The following is a 20,950-nucleotide window of genomic DNA, read 5'->3' on the forward strand; positions in this document are numbered from 1 at the left end:
ACCTCCCGGTCAACCGTGAGGCTGGCCGGGAGATATGCCGTAATCGCTTGATTGAGATTTCTGATTGAGAGCCGCTTATGTTTCCCGAAAGCTTTACCTTTTCCATCGCCGACTGGGTCAACGGTTGGGTCGATTCGCTGGTCACCAACTACGGAGATGTGTTCCGCCACATCTCCGATACGCTGCTGTGGGCCATCGTCAACCTCGAAGGCCTGCTGCGCGCGGCGCCGTGGTGGTTGATGCTGGCGATCGTCGGTGTCGTCGCCTGGCACGCCACGCGCAAAGTGGTGACCACGGCGGTCATCGTCGGTCTGCTGTTCCTCGTCGGCGCCGTTGGCCTGTGGGACAAGCTGATGCAGACACTGGCGTTGATGATGGTCGCGACGATCATTTCGGTGCTGATCGGCATCCCGCTGGGGATTCTCTCGGCGCGCAGCAATCGCCTGCGTTCGGTGCTGATGCCGCTGCTCGACATCATGCAGACCATGCCCAGCTTCGTGTATCTGATCCCGGTGCTGATGCTGTTCGGTCTGGGCAAGGTCCCGGCGATTTTCGCCACGGTGATCTACGCCGCACCGCCGCTGATTCGCCTGACTGATCTGGGCATTCGCCAGGTTGACGGTGAAGTGATGGAAGCCATTAACGCATTCGGCGCCAACCGCTGGCAGCAACTGTTCGGCGTGCAACTGCCACTGGCCCTGCCGAGCATCATGGCCGGGATCAACCAGACCACCATGATGGCCCTGTCGATGGTGGTGATTGCCTCGATGATCGGTGCCCGTGGCCTCGGTGAAGATGTGTTGGTGGGGATTCAGACCCTCAACGTCGGGCGTGGCCTTGAGGCCGGTCTGGCGATCGTGATTCTCGCAGTGGTCATCGACCGCATTACTCAGGCGTACGGTCGGCCACGGCATGAGGTGAGCAAATGAGCAACGCAACCGTGAGCAAGATCGAAGTCAAAAACGTCTTCAAGATTTTCGGCAACCGCGCCAAGGATGCACTGGCCATGGTCGGCCAGGGCAAGACCAAGGATCAGGTGCTGAGCGAGACCGGTTGCGTGGTCGGCGTTAACGACCTGTCGTTGAGCATCGGTACCGGCGAGATCTTCGTGATCATGGGCCTGTCCGGCTCGGGCAAGTCGACGCTGGTGCGCCACTTCAACCGGCTGATCGACCCGACCAGCGGCGCGATCCTCGTCGACGGCGTGGACATCCTGCAATACGACATGGACGCCCTGCGCGAATTTCGCCGGCACAAGATCAGCATGGTGTTCCAGAGCTTCGGCCTGCTGCCGCACAAGAGCGTGCTCGACAACGTCGCCTACGGCCTGAAAGTGCGTGGCGAGAGCAAGCAAATGTGCTCGGAACGCGCGCTGCACTGGATCAACACCGTGGGCCTCAAAGGCTACGAAAACAAATATCCGCACCAGCTCTCTGGCGGCATGCGCCAGCGTGTCGGCCTGGCTCGAGCCTTGGCGGCGGACACCGACATCATCCTCATGGATGAGGCGTTCAGTGCGCTGGATCCACTGATCCGGGCGGAAATGCAGGACCAGTTGCTGGAACTGCAAAAGACCCTGCACAAGACCATCGTCTTCATCACTCACGACCTCGATGAGGCGGTGCGTATCGGCAACCGCATTGCGATTCTCAAGGATGGGAAGTTGATTCAGGTTGGTACGCCGAGAGAGATCCTGCATTCGCCGGCTGATGAGTACGTTGACCGGTTTGTGCAGCGGCGGGCGGCGGTGGTTTAACAGACTTGCGGTGAGGCTGCCGGCCCCTTCGCGAGCAGGCTCACTCCCACAGGAGACTGCATTCCAATGTGGGAGCGAGCCTGCTCGCGAAAGGGCCGGCAGAGCTGCATCAATATTACGGTTGAGGTTTTAGATGTCCCAGGCTGAAAAAATCGTTATCACAGGCAGCCCCTTGCGTTGGCAGGACGTGGTCGCCGTCGCTCGTCACGGCGCTCAACTTGAGCTGTCCAGCGACACCTGGGCGCGCATCGAAAACGCCCAAGGCATCGTCCAGCGCATCGTCGAAAGCGGCGAACGCGCCTATGGCGTCAACACCGGCCTGGGCGGTTTGTCCAACGTCTCGCTGCAAGACGAACAACTCAGCCAGTTGTCGCGCAATACCTTGCTCAGCCATGCCTGCGGCGTCGGCCCGGTACTCGCCGACGAGCAGACCCGCGCGATCATCTGCGCGGCGATTCACAACTACAGCCACGGCAAATCGGGCCTGCATCGCCGGGTCGTCGAAGCGCTGCTGGCACTGCTCAATCGCGGCATCACCCCGCAGGTGCCGTCGCAAGGTTCAGTGGGCTATCTGACGCACATGGCGCATATCGGCATCGCGCTGCTTGGCGTTGGCAATGTCAGCTATCGCGGTCAGGTTGTTTCCGCACAACAGGCGTTGGCCGAGGAAGGTCTTGAGCCAGTGCAACTCGGCGCGAAGGACGGTTTGTGCCTGGTCAACGGCACGCCGTGCATGACCGGCCTCAGCTGTCTGGCGATTGCCGACGCAACGCGGTTGGTGCAATGGGCCGACGTCATCGGCGCAATGAGTTTTGAAGCCCAGCGCGGCCAGATCGATGCGTTCGACGCTGAGATCATCGCGCTGAAACCGCACCCGGGCATGCAGCAAGTGGGTATCAATCTGCGCGCCTTGCTCGATGGCAGTGAGGTGATCGCGTCGAGCAAGGGCATCCGTACTCAGGATGCGCTGAGCATCCGTTCGATCCCGCAGGTACACGGTGCTGCGCGTGATCAACTCGACCATGCGATCAAACAGGTCGAGGCCGAACTCAACGGCTGCACTGATAACCCGCTCCTGCTGGGCACGCCGGACAATTTCCGGGTGATGTCGCAAGCCAACCCGCACGGTCAGTCGGTGGCAATGGCAGCCGATCTGCTGGCGATTGCCATGGCCGAAATCGGCTCGATTGCCGAGCGTCGCCTCGACCGTTTGGTGAACCCGCACGTCAGCGGTCTGCCGGCGTTTCTGGTGGCCAATCCGGGGGTGAACTCCGGGATGATGATCGTCCAATACGTGGCCGCATCGCTGTGTGCGGAAAACCGCCAATTGGCGCAACCGGCGGTGCTCGACAACTACATCACCTCGGGCCTGCAGGAAGACCACTTGAGCATGGGCACCAACGCCGCGCTCAAGCTGCATCGCGCGCTGGAAAACTGCACGCAGATTCTCGCCATCGAGTACCTGCTGGCGGCGCAGGCGTTTGAATTCCTCAAGGAACAGCGCTTTGGCGTGGGCACTGACCGCGCATGGCGACTGCTGCGCGAAACGGTCCCGGCCTACGACCAGGATCGCTGGCTGGCGCCGGATATCGCTGCCGCTGCGAGCGTTCTGAAAAACCCGAATTCGCTGCACAACGTATTACCGAATCTGCACTGACAATACCCACGCCAGCGTGCCAAGGCGCGACTCCCCAAAAGGCGAGACGCGACGGACAACGGACATCTCCGGAGCGTCTGGCGAGTTAATAACAAACTCTCAAAAGGAGCACAAAATGACTGCGCTGAACCTGATTCCCGGCCAACTGAGCCTGGCCCAACTGCGTGACGTCTACCAGAACCCGGTCAAGCTGACTCTCGACAACAGCGCCTCGGCACAGATCGAAGCCAGCGTCGCCTGCGTTGAGCAGATCCTCGCCGAGAATCGCACCGCCTACGGCATTAACACCGGTTTCGGCCTGCTGGCCTCGACCCGCATTGCCAGCGAAGACCTCGAGAACCTGCAGCGCTCGCTGGTGTTGTCCCACGCTGCGGGTGTCGGTCAGCCGATCAGCGATGAGCTGGTGCGGCTGATCATGGTGCTCAAGGTCAACAGTCTCAGCCGTGGTTTCTCCGGCATTCGCCGAGTGGTGATCGATGCGCTGATCGCGCTGATCAACGCCGAGGTTTATCCGCACATTCCGTTGAAAGGTTCGGTAGGTGCTTCGGGCGATCTGGCGCCGTTGGCGCACATGTCGCTGGTGCTGCTCGGTGAGGGCAAGGCGCGCTATAAGGGCGAGTGGATGGAAGCCACCGAAGCGCTGAAAGTTGCTGGCCTGACCCCGCTGACACTGGCCGCGAAAGAAGGCCTGGCGCTGCTCAACGGCACTCAGGTCTCCACCGCGTTTGCGTTGCGTGGTCTGTTTGAAGGTGAAGATTTGTTCGCTGGTGCACTGGCGCTGGGCGGTCTGACGGTTGAAGCGGTATTGGGTTCGCGTTCGCCGTTCGATGCACGCATTCACGCGGCTCGTGGCCAGAAAGGTCAGATCGACGCTGCTGCCGCTTACCGCGATCTGCTCGGTGAACGCAGTGAAGTCTCCGACTCGCACCAGAACTGCGAAAAGGTTCAGGATCCGTATTCGTTGCGCTGCCAGCCGCAAGTCATGGGCGCGTGTCTGACCCAGTTCCGTCAAGCCGCTGAAGTGCTGGCCGTTGAAGCCAACGCGGTTTCCGATAACCCATTGGTATTTGCTGCTGAAGGCGATGTGATTTCCGGCGGCAACTTCCACGCTGAACCAGTGGCCATGGCTGCTGACAACATGGCATTGGCCATCGCCGAAATCGGCTCGCTGAGCGAACGCCGCATCTCGCTGATGATGGACAAGCACATGTCGCAGCTGCCGCCGTTCCTCGTTGCCAATGGCGGCGTGAATTCCGGTTTCATGATCGCTCAGGTGACAGCAGCGGCGCTGGCCAGCGAGAACAAGGCCTTGTCGCATCCGCATTCGGTGGACAGTCTGCCGACCTCGGCTAACCAGGAAGACCACGTATCGATGGCTCCGGCGGCTGGCAAGCGGCTGTGGGAAATGGCTGAAAACACCCGCGGGATTCTCGCGGTGGAATGGCTGGCGGCGGTGCAGGGTCTGGATCTGCGTAACGGTCTGAAGACTTCGGCGAAGCTGGAGCAGGCGCGGGCGATTTTGCGTAAGGAAGTGCCGTTTTATGAGAAGGATCGGTTCTTTGCGCCGGATATCAATGCGGCGACTGAACTGCTGGCTTCGCGGTGTTTGACTGAGCTGGTTTCGGCGAAGCTTTTGCCTAGCCTTTAACCCTACACACTGATCGTTCCCACGCTCTGCGTGGGAATGCCTCAAGGGACGCTCCGCGTCCAGTGACGCGGAGCGTCACGGGCTGCATTCCCACGCAGAGCGTGGGAACGATCACCAACCCCAACGGAGGCCAACAGTGAAAACCCTCTGGCAACACTGCCACGTCGCAACCATGGCGCAGGGCGTCTACTCGATCATCGAAGATGCGGCCATCGTGACGTCCGGTGCGCACATCGAGTGGATCGGCCCGCGCAATCAATTGCCGTCCGGCGAATACCCGGCGGTCAACGACTTGCAAGGCGCCTGGGTCACCCCCGGTCTGATCGACTGCCACACCCACACGGTGTTCGGTGGCAACCGCAGCGGTGAATTCGAAAAACGTCTGCAAGGTGTCAGCTACGCGGAAATCGCGGCATCCGGCGGCGGCATTGCCAGCACCGTGCGTGCGACTCGCGAAGCCACTGAAGACGAACTGTTTGCCAGCGCCGCCAAACGCCTGAAAAGCCTGATGCGTGACGGCGTGACCACGGTTGAAATGAAGTCTGGTTACGGTCTCGATCTGGCCAGTGAACGCAAGATTCTTCGGGTCATCCGGCGTCTGGCCAAGGAGTTGCCGATCAGCGTGCGCAGCACCTGCCTGGCGGCCCACGCGTTGCCGCCGGAATACAAGGATCGCGCTGACGATTACATCGATCTGATCTGCACGGAGATGCTTCCGGCGCTGGCTGCCGAAGGGCTGGTCGACGCCGTGGACGCTTTCTGCGAATACCTGGCGTTCTCGCCAGAGCAGGTCGAGCGTGTGTTCATCGCCGCACAAGAACTCGGCCTGCCGGTGAAACTGCACGCCGAGCAACTGTCGTCGCTGCACGGCTCCAGCCTCGCCGCGCGCTATAAGGCGCTGTCCGCCGATCACCTGGAATTCATGGACGAAGCCGACGCCATCGCCATGGCCGAAGCCGACACCGTTGCGGTGCTGCTGCCGGGCGCATTCTACTTCCTGCGTGAAACCCAATTGCCGCCGATGGACGCCCTGCGCAAGCACAAGGTGAAGATCGCCATTGCCAGCGATCTCAACCCCGGTACTTCGCCGGCGCTGTCGTTGCGCCTGATGCTGAACATGGCCTGCACTTGTTTGCGCATGACCCCGGAAGAAGCCCTGGCCGGCGCGACCATTCACGCCGCACAAGCGCTGGGCATGGCCGACACCCACGGTTCGCTGGAAGTCGGCAAGGTCGCGGACTTTGTTGCCTGGCAAATCGATCGCCCGGCGGATCTGGCCTATTGGCTCGGTGGTGATCTGGATAAACGCGTCGTGCGTCACGGCGTCGAATCAAATCTGTAGGAGGGCGGTTGTGGATAAGGTTCTGAACTTCAAACAAGGTCGCGTGCCGCTGCTGATCAGCATGCCGCATGCCGGTGTGCGCCTGACCCCGGCGGTGGAGGCCGGACTCATCCCGGACGCGAAAAGCCTGCCGGACACTGACTGGCATATCCCCCAGCTTTACGACTTTGCTGAAGAACTGGGCGCCAGCACCTTGGCCGCCGAGTATTCGCGTTTTGTGATTGACCTGAATCGTCCGTCCGACGACAAACCGCTGTACACCGGTGCCACCACCGGTCTGTACCCTGCGACGCTGTTCGATGGCATCCCGTTGTTCCGTGAAGGCCATGAGCCGTCGAAAGAGGAACGCGCAATCTACCTGGAGCAGATCTGGACGCCTTACCACCGCACGCTTCAGGAAGAACTGGCGCGATTGAAAGCCGAATTCGGCTACGCGCTGCTGTTCGACGCGCACTCGATCCGCTCGATCATCCCGCACCTGTTCGACGGCAAACTACCGGACTTCAACCTCGGCACCTTCAATGGCGCCAGTTGTGATCCGCAATTGGCCGGCCAGTTGGAGGCGATATGCGCCGGTCACGCCAATTACAGCCACGTATTGAACGGGCGCTTCAAGGGTGGCCACATCACCCGTCATTACGGCAACCCGGCCGAGAACATCCACGCCGTGCAACTGGAGTTGTGCCAGAGCACCTACATGGAAGAGTTCGAGCCGTTTCGCTACCGCGCCGATCTGGCCGAGCCGACGCGGGTGGTGCTCAAGGAGTTGCTGCAGGGCTATCTGGCGTGGGCAAAATCTCACTACGCCGCGTAACCCCTGTGGGAGCGAGCCTGCTCGCGAAGGCGTCCGTTCAGCCAACATCTACGTTGAATGACACACCGCATTCGCGAGCAGGCTCGCTCCCACAGGATGGCCGACAGCCTGCGAAGTTTACGGCTGACAAACGGTGACTGCTCTGGAGCATGCTCATTGACGTAAATCGGGTTTATGATGCCCAACGGCAGAATAATAGAAGTCCCCCCAGGGATGACCTCGACCCCCTTACGGAGCGCGCAATGCAGACTTTGTTTCCGCAGATCAAACCTCACGCCCGGCACGATCTGGCTGTCGATGACACCCATACGCTGTACGTCGACGAAAGCGGTTCACCGGAGGGTTTGCCGGTTGTGTTCATCCACGGCGGCCCCGGCGCCGGTTGCGACGCGCAGAGCCGTCGCTATTTCGATCCGAACCTGTATCGCATTGTCACCTTCGATCAGCGCGGTTGCGGACGCTCCACGCCGCACGCCAGCCTGGAAAACAACACCACCTGGGATCTGGTCGCCGACCTTGAGCGCATCCGCAAACACTTGGGCATCGATAAATGGGTGCTGTTTGGCGGTTCGTGGGGTTCGACCCTGGCGCTGGCTTACGCACAAACCCACCCGGAGCGCGTTCACGGTCTGATCCTGCGTGGGATCTTTCTCTGCCGCCCGCAGGAAATCGAATGGTTCTATCAGGCGGGGGCCAGCCGTCTGTTCCCTGATTACTGGCAGGACTACATCGCGCCAATTCCGCTGGACGAGCGCGATGACCTGCTCAGTGCATTCCACAAGCGCCTGACCGGCAACGACCAGATCGCCCAGATGCACGCGGCTAAAGCCTGGTCGACCTGGGAAGGGCGCACCGCAACCCTGCGGCCGAACCCACTGGTGGTCGATCGCTTCTCCGAACCGCAGCGCGCGCTGTCGATTGCGCGGATCGAGTGCCATTACTTCACCAACAATGCCTTCCTTGAGCCGAACCAGCTGATTCGCGACATGGGCAAGATCGCCCATTTGCCGGGTGTGATCATTCACGGCCGTTACGACGTGATTTGCCCGCTCGACAACGCCTGGGAATTGCACCAGGCCTGGCCGAACAGCGAACTGCAGGTGATCCGTGATGCCGGTCACGCGGCCTCTGAACCGGGCATCACCGATGCACTGGTACGCGCCGCGGGCAACATGGCTCGACGCCTGCTCGACCTGCCGCCTGAAGAAGCATGAAGGGGCTGTTACAGCGCGTACGCGGTGCGCGGGTTGAAGTCGCCGGCGAGGTGGTTGGCGCGGTAGATCACGGTTTGCTGGTGCTGGTGGCGGTCGAACCCGACGACACGCGTACCAGTGCCGACAAACTTCTGCATAAACTGCTTAACTATCGGGTATTCAGTGACGCGGAGGGCAAGATGAACTTGTCCCTCGCCGATGTCGGCGGTGGGTTGCTGCTGGTCTCGCAGTTCACCCTCGCGGCCGATACCAAAAGCGGGTTGCGCCCGAGCTTTTCGACGGCCGCGCCTCCAGCCTTAGGCGAGGAATTGTTCGACTATCTATTGAGCAGTGCGAAACAGGTGCATGGCACTGTGGCATCAGGTAGATTCGGCGCCGATATGCAGGTGCATTTGGTCAACGATGGCCCGGTTACCTTTTTGTTACAGACCTGAAAGCGCTTGAAACACCTTTTTAGGAAATTTCGACTGTTTTTAGGGTGTTTTCGCGATAAATACTTTGTTACCCCTGATGCGTTGTCATGCGGGCTACTAGATAATCGCGCGCACTGGGATCAGCGTTCGCTGATTCATTTTTGACTTAGGTAGAGACTTGTCTGGATCCGATTGGGGAATCATTTTGCCCCAGCGGAGTCGGAACAATGCTCGCCAACTTGGCAAGGGTGCTCTGGAAGGTCGGCTTTTCACTGCCGAAAGCCTCACAGGCACTTCATCTGGCCGTTGGTTTTTTGATCTGTTTTCGGCGAGGGTTGCTCGTGATTGTTAGTCCCTGTAATGCAGCAAAAATGTCTGCCAAACGCATGCGAAGTGCCCTGGTAGCGGGTTCGGCGCTCCTGTGCCTGCTCAGCGCCGGTCAGCTTTGGGCGTTCAATCTTGACGATGTATCGGCCAAGGCCAAAGAGCTGGCCGGGCAGAAGTTCGAAGCCCCGCGCAGCAACCTGCCGAACGAATTCCGCGACATGAAGTTCGCGGACTATCAGAAGATCCGCTTCCTCACCGAAAAGGCTGAGTGGGCTGATCAGAAGACCCCGTTCAAACTGTCCTTTTATCACCAGGGTATGCACTTCGATACACCGGTGAAAATCAACGAAATCACAGCGAACACCGTCGAAGAGATCAAATACGATCCGACCCGCTTCGATTTCGGCGACCTCAAATTCGATCCGAAAGCCACCGAACAACTGGGTTATGCCGGTTTCCGTGTGCTGTACCCGATCAACAAGGCCGACAAGCAAGACGAAATCATGACCATGCTCGGCGCGAGTTACTTCCGCGTTGTCGGCAAGGGCCACACCTACGGCCTCTCGGCCCGTGGCCTGGCGATTGATACCGCGCTGCCGTCGGGTGAAGAGTTCCCGCGTTTTCGCGAGTTCTGGATTCAACAGCCGAAGCCGGGCGACAAGCACCTGGTGATCTTCGCCCTGCTGGATTCGCCGCGCGCTACCGGTGCCTACCGTCTGATCCTGCGTCCGGGCAGCGACACCATTGTCGACGTCAAAGCGCAGATGTTCCTGCGTGACAAGGTCGGCAAACTGGGTATCGCACCGCTGACCAGCATGTTCCTGTTCGGTGCCAACCAGCCGTCGAAAGTCCTCAACTACCGTCGTGAACTGCACGACTCCAGCGGTCTGTCGATCCATGCCGGTAACGGCGAGTGGATCTGGCGTCCACTGAACAACCCGAAACACCTGGCCGTAAGCAACTTCAGCGTCGAGAACCTGCGTGGCTTCGGTCTGCTGCAGCGTGGTCGCGACTTCAGTCACTACGAAGACCTCGATGACCGCTACGACAAGCGCCCAAGCGCCTGGATCGAGCCGAAGGGCGAGTGGGGCAAAGGCACCGTTGATCTGGTAGAAATTCCGACCGCCGACGAAACCAACGACAACATCGTTGCGTTCTGGAGCCCGGAAAAAATGCCGGAGCCGGGTCAGCCGCTGGACTTCGCCTACCGCATGCACTGGACCATGGACGAAGCGGCGATTCATGCGCCGGACAGCGCCTGGGTTTCGCAGACCCTGCGTTCGACCGGTGACGTCAAGCAATCGAACCTGATCCGCCAGCCGGACGGCAGCGTTGCCTACCTGGTCGACTTCGAAGGACCGTCGCTGGCCGCGCTGACCCCGGATGCCGATGTGCGCAGTCAGGTCAGTGTTGGTGACAACGCCGAGCTGGTTGAAAACAGCGTGCGCTACAACCCGGAAACCAAAGGCTGGCGCTTGACCCTGCGCATGAAGATCAAGGACGCGAGCAAGTCGACCGAGATGCGTGCCGCTCTGGTGCAGCCAATCGTCACGGCCGATCTGGCCAAGTCTTCGGTGCCGGCGTCCAACTCGTCCGTTGCCAAGGCCGACAAGGTTGCCGCCAAGCAACAAGAGAAAATCGACAAGGAAGCCAAGGCCGCCGAGGCCAAACAGGCCGACGCCAAGCCAGCTGCAGATGCCAAGGACAAGGCCAACAAAGACGCCAAGCAGCCTGTTGCTGCCGACGCGGCCCCAGCCACACCGGAATCGGCACCGACTGAAGAAGTCCTGACCGAGACCTGGAGCTATCAGTTGCCTGCCGATGAGTAACTCTCAAGTACAGCCAGAGACTCTGTCCGAGTATCTGGCGCATCTGCCGATGACCGACGAGCAGCGCGCGGAACTCGCGGGCTGCCAGTCGTTCAGCGAGCTGCATGAACGCCTGTCGTCCGCGACGTTCGACGCCCCTGCCGAAGCCGCCCAGGCTTCGGTGGGCAAGCGCCTGACCCTGAGCACCGCCGAAGAACTTGAAGACGCGGAGATGCTGGTGCTTGACGCCAGCGGTCGCGTCAGCCTGAAGGCAACGCCGCCGATCCGTCGGACCAAAGTCGTGCCGGAGCCATGGCGTACCAATATTCTGGTGCGTGGCTGGCGCCGCATGACCGGTCGCACCAACCCGCCGCAGCCGCCGAAAGACGAAAACGTCCTGCCGGCCGCGCGCTGGCGCACCGTTGGTTCGATTCGTCGCTACATTCTGTTGCTGCTGATGCTCGGCCAGACCATCGTCGCCGGCTGGTACATGAAAGGCATCATGCCGTACCAGGGCTGGTCGTTCGTCGACCTCGAAGAAGTCCTGCACCAGCCGCTGCTGCAAACCGCTACGCAAGTGCTGCCGTATGCGCTGCAAACCAGCATCCTGATTCTGTTCGGGATTCTGTTCTGCTGGGTATCGGCGGGTTTCTGGACGGCGTTGATGGGCTTCCTCGAGTTGCTCACCGGTCACGATAAATACCGTATCTCCGGCAAAAGCGCCGGCAACGAGCCGATTGCCAAAGACGCGCGTACCGCACTGGTGATGCCGATCTGCAACGAAGACGTACCGCGCGTATTCGCCGGTCTGCGCGCAACGTTCGAGTCGGTCGCTGCCACCGGTGATCTGGATCGTTTCGACTTCTTCGTTCTCAGCGACAGTAACGACACCGACATCTGTGTCGCCGAGCAACAGGCCTGGCTGGATGTCTGCCGCGAAGCCAAAGGCTTCGGCAAGATCTTCTATCGCCGTCGTCGCCGTCGTGTGAAACGCAAGAGCGGCAACCTTGACGACTTCTGCCGTCGCTGGGGCGGTGACTATAAGTACATGGTCGTGCTCGACGCTGACTCGGTGATGAGCGGCGAGTGCCTGACCAGTCTGGTGCGCTTGATGGAAGCCACGCCGGACGCCGGGATCATCCAGACCGCGCCGCGTGCGTCGGGCATGGACACCCTGTATGCGCGCATGCAGCAGTTCGCCACCCGCGTTTACGGCCCGCTGTTTACCGCCGGTCTGCACTTCTGGCAGTTGGGTGAATCCCATTACTGGGGTCACAACGCGATCATCCGCATGAAGCCGTTTATCGACCACTGCGCCCTGGCGCCGTTGCCGGGTAAAGGTGCGTTCTCCGGTGCGATCCTGTCTCACGACTTTGTTGAGGCCGCGCTGATGCGCCGTGCCGGTTGGGGCGTGTGGATTGCCTACGACCTGCCGGGCAGCTACGAAGAACTGCCGCCAAACCTGCTCGACGAACTCAAGCGTGACCGTCGCTGGTGCCACGGTAACCTGATGAACTTCCGCCTGTTCTTGGTTAAAGGCATGCACCCGGTGCACCGTGCGGTGTTCCTGACGGGCGTAATGTCGTACCTGTCGGCGCCGTTGTGGTTCTTCTTCCTGGTGCTGTCGACCGCGCTGCTGGCGGTGAACACGCTGATGGAGCCGCAGTACTTCCTCGAACCGCGTCAGCTCTATCCGCTGTGGCCACAATGGCACCCGGACAAGGCGATCGCGCTGTTCTCGACGACCATCGTGCTGCTGTTCCTGCCGAAACTGTTGAGCATCATTCTGATCTGGGCCAAGGGCGCGAAAGAGTTCGGCGGCAAGTTCAAAGTGACCCTGTCGATGCTGCTGGAGATGTTGTTCTCCATGCTGCTGGCGCCGGTGCGAATGATTTTCCACACCCGTTTCGTCCTCGCCGCATTCCTCGGCTGGGCCGCGACCTGGAACTCGCCGCAGCGTGACGACGACTCGACGCCTTGGAGCGAAGCGGTCAAACGCCACGGCCCGCAGACCCTGCTGGGTTTCTGCTGGGCGCTGCTGGTGATCTGGCTGAACCCGAGCTTTCTCTGGTGGCTGGTGCCGATCGTCGGTTCGCTGATGCTGTCGATCCCGGTGTCGGTGATTTCCAGCCGTGTCGGTCTGGGCCTGAAGTCCCGTGACGAGAGCCTGTTTCTCATCCCTGAGGAATACAATCCGCCGCAGGCGCTGCTGGCAACCGACCAGTACACCCACGAAAACCGTTACCACGCCCTCAACGACGGCTTCGTCCGCGCGGTGGTCGATCCTCAGCAGAACGCTTTGGCGTGCTCGCTGGCGACTTCCCGTCATGGTCAGGCCGAGCCGATCGAGTGGTTGCGTCAGGAGCGTGTGCGCCACGCGATCAAGGTTGGCCCAGCCGGGCTGAACAACCATGATCGTCTGCAACTGCTGAGCGATCCGGTTGCTTTGGCGCGTTTGCATGAGCAGGTCTGGGCCGAAGGTCACGCTGAGTGGCTGGATGCTTGGCGGGCGTCGGTGAAAGCCGATCCGCATGCGCCGTTGCTGCCGCTGCGACCGGTTAGCCTGCAGGCTCAGCCGGCCTGATGAAGAAACCCCGCTAGCCAGCGGGGTTTTTTTTGCCTGCTGAAAAGCCCCTCATCGGAACGCCGCCCGCCTACCCCTCTCCCAGAGGGAGAGGGGACCGACCGCGTTGAATATTCGAGATACGCCGACCTGAGATATCGAGTCGAACTCAAGTTTTGAATATTCCCCGATCTGCTCCCTTTCCCCCTCGCCCCCTTGGGGGAGAGGGCTGGGGTGAGGGGGAGCGATCTTGATTGTTAAACAAATCGTCCATTAAACCTTGTGCAAAAAAACGAGTGCGTTAGCATCCGTCCCCGAATTGGCGCACCCGGGCTTTTTTGCCCGTCACTGTTGGTTTTCGCGCCGCACACGCAATGGTTTTGGGGACTTGAAGATGAAGAAGTATCTGTCGATGCTGCTGGTCGGCGTCACGGCACTGGTTGCAGTCAATGCGGCGCAGGCTGGCGCAATCGATGACGCGGTCAAGCGCGGCACGTTGAAAGTCGGTATGGATCCGACCTACATGCCGTTTGAAATGACCAACAAGCGCGGCGAAATCATCGGTTTCGAAGTCGACATCCTCAAAGCCATGTCCAAGGCCATGGGCGTCAAGCTGGAACTGGTTTCCACCGGTTACGACGGCATCATCCCGGCGCTGATGACCGACAAGTTCGACATGATCGGCAGCGGCATGACCCTGACTCAGGAACGCAACCTGCGCCTGAACTTTAGCGAGCCGTTCATCGTTGTCGGCCAGACCCTGCTGATCCGCAAGGAGCTGGAAGGCACCATCAAGTCGTACAAAGACCTGAACACCGCCGACTACCGCATCACCTCCAAGCTCGGCACCACCGGCGAAATGGTCGCCAAGAAGCTGATCTCCAAAGCCAAGTACCACGGCTACGACAACGAGCAGGAAGCCGTGCTCGACGTGGTCAATGGCAAGGCTGACGCCTTCATCTACGACGCCCCGTACAACGTGGTTGCAGTGACCAAGGTCGGCGCGGGCAAACTGGTGTTCCTCGACAAGCCATTCACCTACGAGCCTTTGGCCTTCGGTCTGAAGAAGGGCGATTACGACAGCCTCAACTTCATCAACAACTTCCTGCACCAGATCCACGAAGACGGCACCTACGATCGTATCCATGACAAGTGGTTCAAGAGCACCGAGTGGCTCAAGGACATGGAATAACGCGCATCCGCTGATCGTTCCCACGCTCCGCGTGGGAACGCATCCTGTGACGCTCCGCGTCACGAACAGGCAGGGACGCAGAGCGTCCCGAGCGGCATTCCCACGCAGAGCGTGGGAACGATCATCCGAGAACCTGCAATGAAACAGAAAAAAGCCCAATGGCCCTGGCACGTCCTCACCGTGCTGGTGCTGGTCGGCCTCGCGGGCGCGTTGTATTACGCGACGTCGCTGATGTCCTACGAATGGCGCTGGAATCGCGTGCCGCAGTACTTCGCCTATCAGGCCGAGGAAACCCAGCGTGCCACCGACATCTCCACCGTCACCGAACTGGTGCGCAAGGGCAGCAGTGCGCAAGTCACCCTGCGCAACGACGCCGGTGATGAGCAGCACCTGACCGTCGACGAGAACAGCCTGCAATTCGCTCAGGGCGACGATGTCGCCGAAGGTGACGTCGTGGGCGTCACTCGCCATTGGGCAGCAGGCCCGCTGTTGTGGGGGCTGTGGACCACGCTTTGGCTGTCAGTGGTTTCCGGTGTCCTGGGTTTGCTGATCGGTCTGGTCACCGGCCTCTGCCGGCTGTCGAACAACCCGACCCTGCGCGACCTCTCGACGATTTATGTCGAACTGGTGCGCGGCACGCCGCTGCTGGTACAGATCTTCATTTTCTACTTCTTCATCGGCACGGTGATGAACCTGTCCCGCGAGTTCGCCGGGATCGCCGCGCTGTCGCTGTTCACTGGCGCCTACGTGGCGGAGATCATCCGCTCCGGCGTGCAATCGATTGCCCGTGGCCAGAACGAAGCGGCGCGCTCGCTCGGTCTGAGTGCCGGCCAGTCGATGCGTCACGTGGTGTTGCCGCAAGCGCTGAAACGCGTGCTGCCGCCGCTGGCCGGGCAGTTCATCAGTCTGGTCAAGGACACCTCGCTGGTGTCGGTGATTGCCATCACCGAGCTGCTGAAAAGCGGCCGTGAAGTCATCACCACCTCGTTCTCGCCGTTTGAAATCCTGTTCTGCGTCGCCGGTCTGTACCTGTTGATCAACCTGCCGCTGTCGAAAATCGCCAGCCGGCTTGAGCGGAGGCTCGCGCAAAGTGATTGAAGTCCGCGATCTGGTAAAAGTCTTCGACACCCGTGGGCAAGTGGTGCGCGCGGTGGATAACGTCAGCACCACGGTCGCCAAAGGCGAAGTGCTGGTGGTGATCGGCCCGTCGGGTTCCGGCAAGTCGACCTTCCTGCGCTGCCTCAATGGCCTGGAAGAATTCGATTCCGGCTCGGTGAGCATCGACGGCCTGCAACTGGCCGACCCGAAAACCGACGTCAACGCCTACCGCCGTGAAGTCGGCATGGTGTTCCAGCATTTCAACCTGTTCCCGCACATGACGGTGCTGGAAAACCTCTGTCTGGCGCAGAAAGTCGTGCGCAAGCGCGGCAAGCAAGAGCGCGAAGCCAAGGCGATAGAGTTGCTGCAAAAGGTCGGGATTGCGCAGAAGGCCAACGAATTTCCGTCACGCCTGTCCGGTGGTCAGCAACAGCGCGTGGCGATTGCCCGAGCGCTGGCGATGGAGCCGAAGGTCATGCTGTTCGATGAGCCAACCTCGGCGCTCGACCCGGAAATGGTCGGCGAGGTGCTGGACGTGATGAAGAACCTGGCCGTGGAAGGCATGACCATGGTCTGCGTGACCCACGAAATGGGCTTTGCCCGGGAAGTGGCGGATCGGGTGTTGTTTTTTGATCACGGCAAGTTGCTGGAAGATGCCGCGCCGGCTGAATTTTTTGATGCGCCGAAGGATCCGCGCGCGCAGGCTTTCTTGCGCCAGGTCTTGTAGTACCTGATCGTTCCCACGCTCCGCGTGGGAATGCCGCCCTGGACGCTCCGCGTCCCTTTGCATGCGCGACGCGGAGCGTCACAGGATGCGTTCCCACGCAGAGCGTGGGAACGATCGTTGGGCTAGACCTTAAATCGACCGACCAGCATCTGCAGATGCGTCCCCAACCGCGCCAGCTCAACGCTGGAAGCCGCCGTCTCTTCACTCGCCGCCGACGTCTGATCCGACACGTCCCGCACATTCAGCACGCTACGGTTGATCTCTTCAGCCACCGCGCTCTGTTGCTCGGCCGCTGCCGCAATCTGCTGGTTCATTGCCTGAATCGCCGACACGGTACGGGTGATGCTTTCCAGCGAACCACCGGCACGACGGGTCAGCTCGACGCTGCTGTCGGTCAGGGTGCGGCTGTTGTCCATGATCGTTGCCACTTGCTGGGTGCCGTTTTGCAGACCGACGATAAGTTCTTCGATTTCTTCGGTGGACTTCTGCGTACGTTGCGCAAGGCTGCGCACTTCGTCGGCGACCACGGCAAAACCACGCCCGGCTTCACCGGCACGCGCGGCTTCGATGGCGGCGTTGAGGGCCAGCAGGTTGGTTTGTTGCGCTACCGACTTGATCACGTCGAGGACGCTGCCGATCTTGTCGCTTTCGCGCTTCAGTTCACCCATGGCTTCGGTCGAGTGACCGACTTCAGCGGCCAGCCGCTCGATCTGCGCGATCGCTTCGCCCACCACTTTGTCGCCTTCGCGAGCCTGTTGGTCGGCTGCGACGGCGGCCTCGGAAGCTTCTTCGGCATTACGCGCGACTTCCTGCACGGTGGCGGCCATTTCGTTCATGGCGGTGGCGACCTGGTCGGTCTCGACTTTCTGATTGTTGACCCCGGCGCTGGTCTGCTCGGTCACCGCCGAGAGTTCTTCAGCAGCGCTGGCGATCTGGGTGACGCCGTCGCTGATCCCGCCGACCAGTTCACGCAGGCCTTGGGTCATGCTCTGCATCGAGCGCTGCAATTGACCGAGTTCGTCGCGACGCAGGGACACCAGGTTGTGAGTCAGGTCGCCCGCGGCCACGCGCTCGGCGACTTTCAGGGTCTGGTTCAGCGGGATGATGATCTGGCGGGTGATCGCCCAGGCGGCAAGCAAGCCGAAAGCCACGGCGAGCAAGGTGGCGATGATCAGCATGTTTTTGGCGTGAGCGGCATCGGTGTCACGTACGACGGTTTGCGATTCAGTGAGTTTCTTGCTGACGTCGATGAGGATGTCGCCCTGCGTCGACATGCGCGCGGCGGCCTTGGCGTTGTTGACCTGCGAGTCGCGGAACTGCGCAACGGCCGCGCGATAGGCTTTGATCGAGGCGGTAGCCTGTTGCAGGTTGGCGATGTGCTGCTCCGGCAATTTGGCCGGCAGGCTGTCGAGGTTTTTCAGGGCGTTGTCGATGGCATCGAGCGCCGGTTGCTCGGCTTCGGCCTTGCCGCTGTAGGTGTAGCCGCGCACTTGGTAGCGGGCTTGCTGCAGCAGTTTGCTCAGCTCGATCACGCTGTTGAATTGCGCGACGCTGTCACCCGCCAACATGGATTTTTCCACTTCCGCGACTTTCGCCACGGCATTGTCGGCACTGGCGCCGAGCTTGCTGCGGGCGTCTTCGCGCTGCACGGTGGCTTGGGTCATGTCGGCAAAAGCGCGTTTGTATTCGGCAACGGCGGCCAGTTGTTGATCGACCATCGCCGCGTCGGACGGCTGTTCAATCAGGCTGCGCGCGGTTTGCAGGCCGCTGTCGAGTTTGCCGAGCAGCTCGTTGACCACGCCCGGACCTTGTTCGCCACGGCGCGCTTCGTAGTCCAGACGCGCGAGGCGCAGGTCCTTGGTCAGTTCGTTGAGACTGGAGATAAAACCGAGCTTGTCACCGCGGCTGATAATACCGCTCATGCCGGTCCAGCCGGTAAAGGTGATCAACAGTGTCAGCAACAGCACCAGGCCGAAACCGATTCCCAGCTTGCGTTTGACGCTGACGTTTCCAAGACTCTCGGCTAACCAACGGTACATGCGACGACTCCCCGACCACTAATTGGACTTATGGAGAGGTTATCGGCCGGGTGATGGCAATCTGTAACACCATTTATCCGATGCGCAGAATCAGAAGAGCCGGGCGAGCAGGGCGGTGACGGCGGTTTCGACGCGCAGGATGCGCTCGCCCAGTTGCACCGGTTGCAGACCGGACTTGGCCAGCAGGTCGATTTCGTAAGGAATCCAGCCACCTTCGGGGCCGATGGCCAACGTCACCGGTTCGCTCAAGGCGCGTGGGCACGGCGGATAGTTGCCGGGGTGGCCGACCAGACCGAGGGTACCGTCGGTGATCGCCGGCAACCGGTCTTCCACGAAAGGCTTGAAGCGTTTTTCGATGATGATTTCCGGCAGCACGGTGTCGCGGGCCTGTTCGAGGCCGAGGATCAGTTGCTCACGAATCGCTTCAGGTTCCAGAAACGGCGTCTGCCAAAAACTCTTCTCGACCCGATAGCTGTTGACCAGGATCACCTTCGACACGCCCATGGTCGCGACGGTCTGGAATACCCGGCGAAGCATTTTCGGGCGCGGCAGGGCGAGTACCAGTGTCAGCGGCAGCTTGGCAGGTGGCGGCTGATCGAGACTTACGCGCAGCTCGGCTTCGCCTGTTTCCAGTCGCAGCAATTCAGCCGAGCCCATCAGCCCATTGATACGGCCAACGCGCAGGCTGTCACCGACTTCCGAACGGTGAACTTCCTGCATATGGGTCAGGCGGCGATCACGCAGCACCACACGGTCGGCCGCAATGAAGTCGGCCTCTTCGAGCAACAGCAGGTTCATGCCTGGGTCGCTGGCGGCTGGTCGTTATGGTCGTCGGCCGGGTTCTCGTCCGGGCGTTCGCGCTTGCTGATCAAACCACCGAACAGGATGCCGATTTCGAACAGCATCCACATCGGCACGGCCAGCAGGGTCTGCGAGAAGATGTCTGGCGGCGTCAGGATCATGCCGACTACGAAGCAGCCGATGATCACGTACGGGCGGATTTTCTTCAGGTAGGCCACGTCGACGACGCCAATCCACACCAGCAGCACCACGGCCACCGGGATCTCGAACGCCACGCCGAAGGCGAAGAACAGCGTCATGACGAAATCGAGGTAACTGGCGATGTCGGTCATCATTTCCACGCCGGCCGGGGTGGCGGCAGCGAAGAACTTGAAGATCAGCGGGAACACGAAGTAATAGGCGAACGCCATGCCGGTATAGAACAGCAGGATGCTCGACACCAGCAGTGGCACCGCGATGCGTTTCTCATGTTTGTACAGACCTGGCGCGATAAAGCCCCAGATCTGATGCAGGATCACCGGGATCGCGAGGAACAGCGAAACCATCATCGTCAGCTTCAGCGGCGTCAGGAACGGCGACGACACGTCGGTGGCGATCATCGTCGCGCCGACCGGCAGGTACTGGCGCAGCGGCGTCGAGACGAAGGTATAGATCTGCTGGGTGAACGCAAACAGCCCGGCGAAGATGATGAAGATCGCCGCCACACAACGCAGCAGGCGGGTGCGCAACTCGGTGAGGTGCGAAACCAGCGGCATGTGCTGGTCGTTTTCGGGGAGATCGCTCATGGGGCTCGCGGCGGCAAAGTGGTGTCGTGAGGCGCAGGTGTGATCGGCGCGGCGGTTGGCGCAACGTGTTCAACAGATTGTTCCACAGCGGCTGGCGCCGGCTCTGTCGGTGCTACAACGGCAGCGGGTGCCGGTGCTGGCGTAACAGGTGCGGTCGGCGCATGAATCGTCTGCTGACCCACATGCTCAACCGGCGTCGGCTCTTGCTGAACCGGATTGAAAATCTTCCGCGCCTCTTGCTCAAGCGACAGAATGTGCTCGTTGTGCAGTTGCCGACGGATCTCGTCGGCACCGATTTCACGTTCAACTTCCTGTTTGATCGCGTTGAAGCTGCGCTTCAGCCGTCCGACCCACAGGCCAGCGGTGCGCGCAGCGCCCGGCAGACGCTCGGGGCCCAGCACCAGCAGGGCGACGAGGCCGACGAGCAGCAGTTCAGAGAAGCTGATACCAAACATTAGTCAGTGCTCACACGTCTTTGCGGATCGGCTCTTCGACTTTCTGCGCCTGCACGTCGATGGTGTGCGGCGGATTGGCCTGAGCGGTGGCTTGCGGCTGCACCGGTGGCACCGGTTGCGCAGGCGTCACGGTTGGATCAGCGGCCGGTTTTTCGTCGTCGTTCATGGCTTTGCGGAAGCCCTTGATCGACTCGCCAACGTCGGTGCCGAGGTTTTTCAGTTTCTTGGTGCCGAACACCAGCACCACGACAACCAGAATGACGATCCAGTGTTTCCAGTCAAAAATGCCCATGTTGCTGTTCCTCTCTAAA

18 protein-coding genes and 1 pseudogene are annotated in these 20,950 nt (G+C 60.7%); 13 read left to right on the forward strand and 6 right to left on the reverse strand.

Annotated elements, in window-relative coordinates; translation table 11 throughout:
• The first annotated feature begins 77 nt into the window (after positions 1–77).
• The 13 genes from AC0ZWN_RS06750 to AC0ZWN_RS06810 all read left to right on the forward strand — a co-directional run bounded on the left by AC0ZWN_RS06750 (position 78) and on the right by AC0ZWN_RS06810 (position 16,559).
• The gene (locus AC0ZWN_RS06750; protein ID WP_007949591.1) at positions 78–929 is read left to right on the forward strand and encodes an ABC transporter permease; all 852 of its coding nucleotides are present in this window, start codon (positions 78–80) and stop codon (positions 927–929) included.
• Complete coding sequence (locus tag AC0ZWN_RS06755) at positions 926–1,756, forward strand: quaternary amine ABC transporter ATP-binding protein (protein ID WP_093430055.1); 831 nt, start codon at positions 926–928, stop codon at positions 1,754–1,756. The genes AC0ZWN_RS06750 and AC0ZWN_RS06755 overlap by 4 nt, the downstream gene beginning before the upstream one ends.
• 133 nt (positions 1,757–1,889) lie before the next feature.
• The gene (gene hutH, locus AC0ZWN_RS06760; protein WP_476334489.1) at positions 1,890–3,413 is read left to right on the forward strand and encodes a histidine ammonia-lyase; all 1,524 of its coding nucleotides are present in this window, start codon (positions 1,890–1,892) and stop codon (positions 3,411–3,413) included.
• A 115-nt stretch (positions 3,414–3,528) separates the two neighbouring features.
• Positions 3,529–5,061: a histidine ammonia-lyase gene (gene hutH, locus AC0ZWN_RS06765; RefSeq protein WP_134178407.1), complete on the forward strand. Its 1,533-nt coding sequence runs from the start codon at positions 3,529–3,531 to the stop codon at positions 5,059–5,061.
• Positions 5,062–5,197: 136 nt separating this feature from the next.
• Positions 5,198–6,403 (forward strand): imidazolonepropionase, encoded by a 1,206-nt coding sequence (gene hutI / locus AC0ZWN_RS06770; protein ID WP_476334490.1) that lies wholly within the window; start codon positions 5,198–5,200, stop codon positions 6,401–6,403.
• A gap of 10 nt (positions 6,404–6,413) precedes the next feature.
• Positions 6,414–7,217, forward strand: a complete 804-nt coding sequence (gene hutG, locus AC0ZWN_RS06775) for an N-formylglutamate deformylase (RefSeq protein WP_476334491.1) — start codon at positions 6,414–6,416, stop codon at positions 7,215–7,217.
• Between the two features lie 242 nt (positions 7,218–7,459).
• Complete coding sequence (pip, locus tag AC0ZWN_RS06780; RefSeq protein ID WP_008080611.1) at positions 7,460–8,431, forward strand: prolyl aminopeptidase; 972 nt, start codon at positions 7,460–7,462, stop codon at positions 8,429–8,431.
• The gene (gene dtd, locus AC0ZWN_RS06785; protein ID WP_007909321.1) at positions 8,428–8,865 is read left to right on the forward strand and encodes a D-aminoacyl-tRNA deacylase; all 438 of its coding nucleotides are present in this window, start codon (positions 8,428–8,430) and stop codon (positions 8,863–8,865) included. The genes pip and dtd overlap by 4 nt, the downstream gene beginning before the upstream one ends.
• 350 nt (positions 8,866–9,215) lie before the next feature.
• A complete protein-coding gene (locus AC0ZWN_RS06790; RefSeq protein ID WP_425355394.1) occupies positions 9,216–11,000 on the forward strand; it encodes a glucan biosynthesis protein G in 1,785 nt (594 codons plus the stop codon).
• Entirely contained in the window at positions 10,993–13,563 is a 2,571-nt protein-coding gene (mdoH, locus tag AC0ZWN_RS06795; protein WP_320413775.1) for a glucans biosynthesis glucosyltransferase MdoH, read from the forward strand. Before AC0ZWN_RS06790 ends, mdoH begins: the two co-directional genes overlap by 8 nt.
• Before the next feature lie 373 nt (positions 13,564–13,936).
• The gene (locus AC0ZWN_RS06800; RefSeq protein WP_034152980.1) at positions 13,937–14,734 is read left to right on the forward strand and encodes a transporter substrate-binding domain-containing protein; all 798 of its coding nucleotides are present in this window, start codon (positions 13,937–13,939) and stop codon (positions 14,732–14,734) included.
• 138 nt (positions 14,735–14,872) lie between these two features.
• A complete protein-coding gene (locus AC0ZWN_RS06805; protein WP_150794142.1) occupies positions 14,873–15,832 on the forward strand; it encodes an amino acid ABC transporter permease in 960 nt (319 codons plus the stop codon).
• Complete coding sequence (locus AC0ZWN_RS06810) at positions 15,825–16,559, forward strand: amino acid ABC transporter ATP-binding protein (RefSeq protein ID WP_476334492.1); 735 nt, start codon at positions 15,825–15,827, stop codon at positions 16,557–16,559. The genes AC0ZWN_RS06805 and AC0ZWN_RS06810 overlap by 8 nt, the downstream gene beginning before the upstream one ends.
• Positions 16,560–16,681: 122 nt before the next feature.
• Here the strand turns inward: AC0ZWN_RS06810 and AC0ZWN_RS06815 are convergent, their stop codons facing one another.
• The 6 genes and pseudogenes from AC0ZWN_RS06815 to AC0ZWN_RS06840 all read right to left on the reverse strand — a co-directional run bounded on the left by AC0ZWN_RS06815 (position 16,682) and on the right by AC0ZWN_RS06840 (position 20,931).
• Positions 16,682–17,554, reverse strand: coding sequence for a methyl-accepting chemotaxis protein (locus AC0ZWN_RS06815; RefSeq protein ID WP_476334503.1), 873 nt, complete (start codon positions 17,552–17,554; stop codon positions 16,682–16,684).
• Positions 17,537–18,598, reverse strand: a pseudogene (locus tag AC0ZWN_RS06820) (methyl-accepting chemotaxis protein); the annotation flags it as partial. The pseudogene AC0ZWN_RS06820 and the gene AC0ZWN_RS06815, both read right to left, overlap by 18 nt.
• 90 nt (positions 18,599–18,688) lie before the next feature.
• Complete coding sequence (locus AC0ZWN_RS06825) at positions 18,689–19,396, reverse strand: 16S rRNA (uracil(1498)-N(3))-methyltransferase (RefSeq protein WP_476334493.1); 708 nt, start codon at positions 19,394–19,396, stop codon at positions 18,689–18,691.
• Positions 19,393–20,184, reverse strand: coding sequence for a twin-arginine translocase subunit TatC (gene tatC / locus AC0ZWN_RS06830; protein WP_007909342.1), 792 nt, complete (start codon positions 20,182–20,184; stop codon positions 19,393–19,395). The genes AC0ZWN_RS06825 and tatC overlap by 4 nt, the downstream gene beginning before the upstream one ends.
• On the reverse strand, positions 20,181–20,639 hold the full coding sequence (gene tatB, locus AC0ZWN_RS06835; RefSeq protein WP_064388885.1) for a Sec-independent protein translocase protein TatB: 459 nt from the start codon (positions 20,637–20,639) through the stop codon (positions 20,181–20,183). Before tatB ends, tatC begins: the two co-directional genes overlap by 4 nt.
• A 10-nt stretch (positions 20,640–20,649) precedes the next feature.
• Positions 20,650–20,931, reverse strand: coding sequence for a twin-arginine translocase TatA/TatE family subunit (locus AC0ZWN_RS06840; protein ID WP_003220847.1), 282 nt, complete (start codon positions 20,929–20,931; stop codon positions 20,650–20,652).
• Between the last annotated feature and the right edge of the window lie 19 nt (positions 20,932–20,950).

It is taken from the genome of Pseudomonas sp. 3B-A001-10F, from assembly GCF_056313565.1.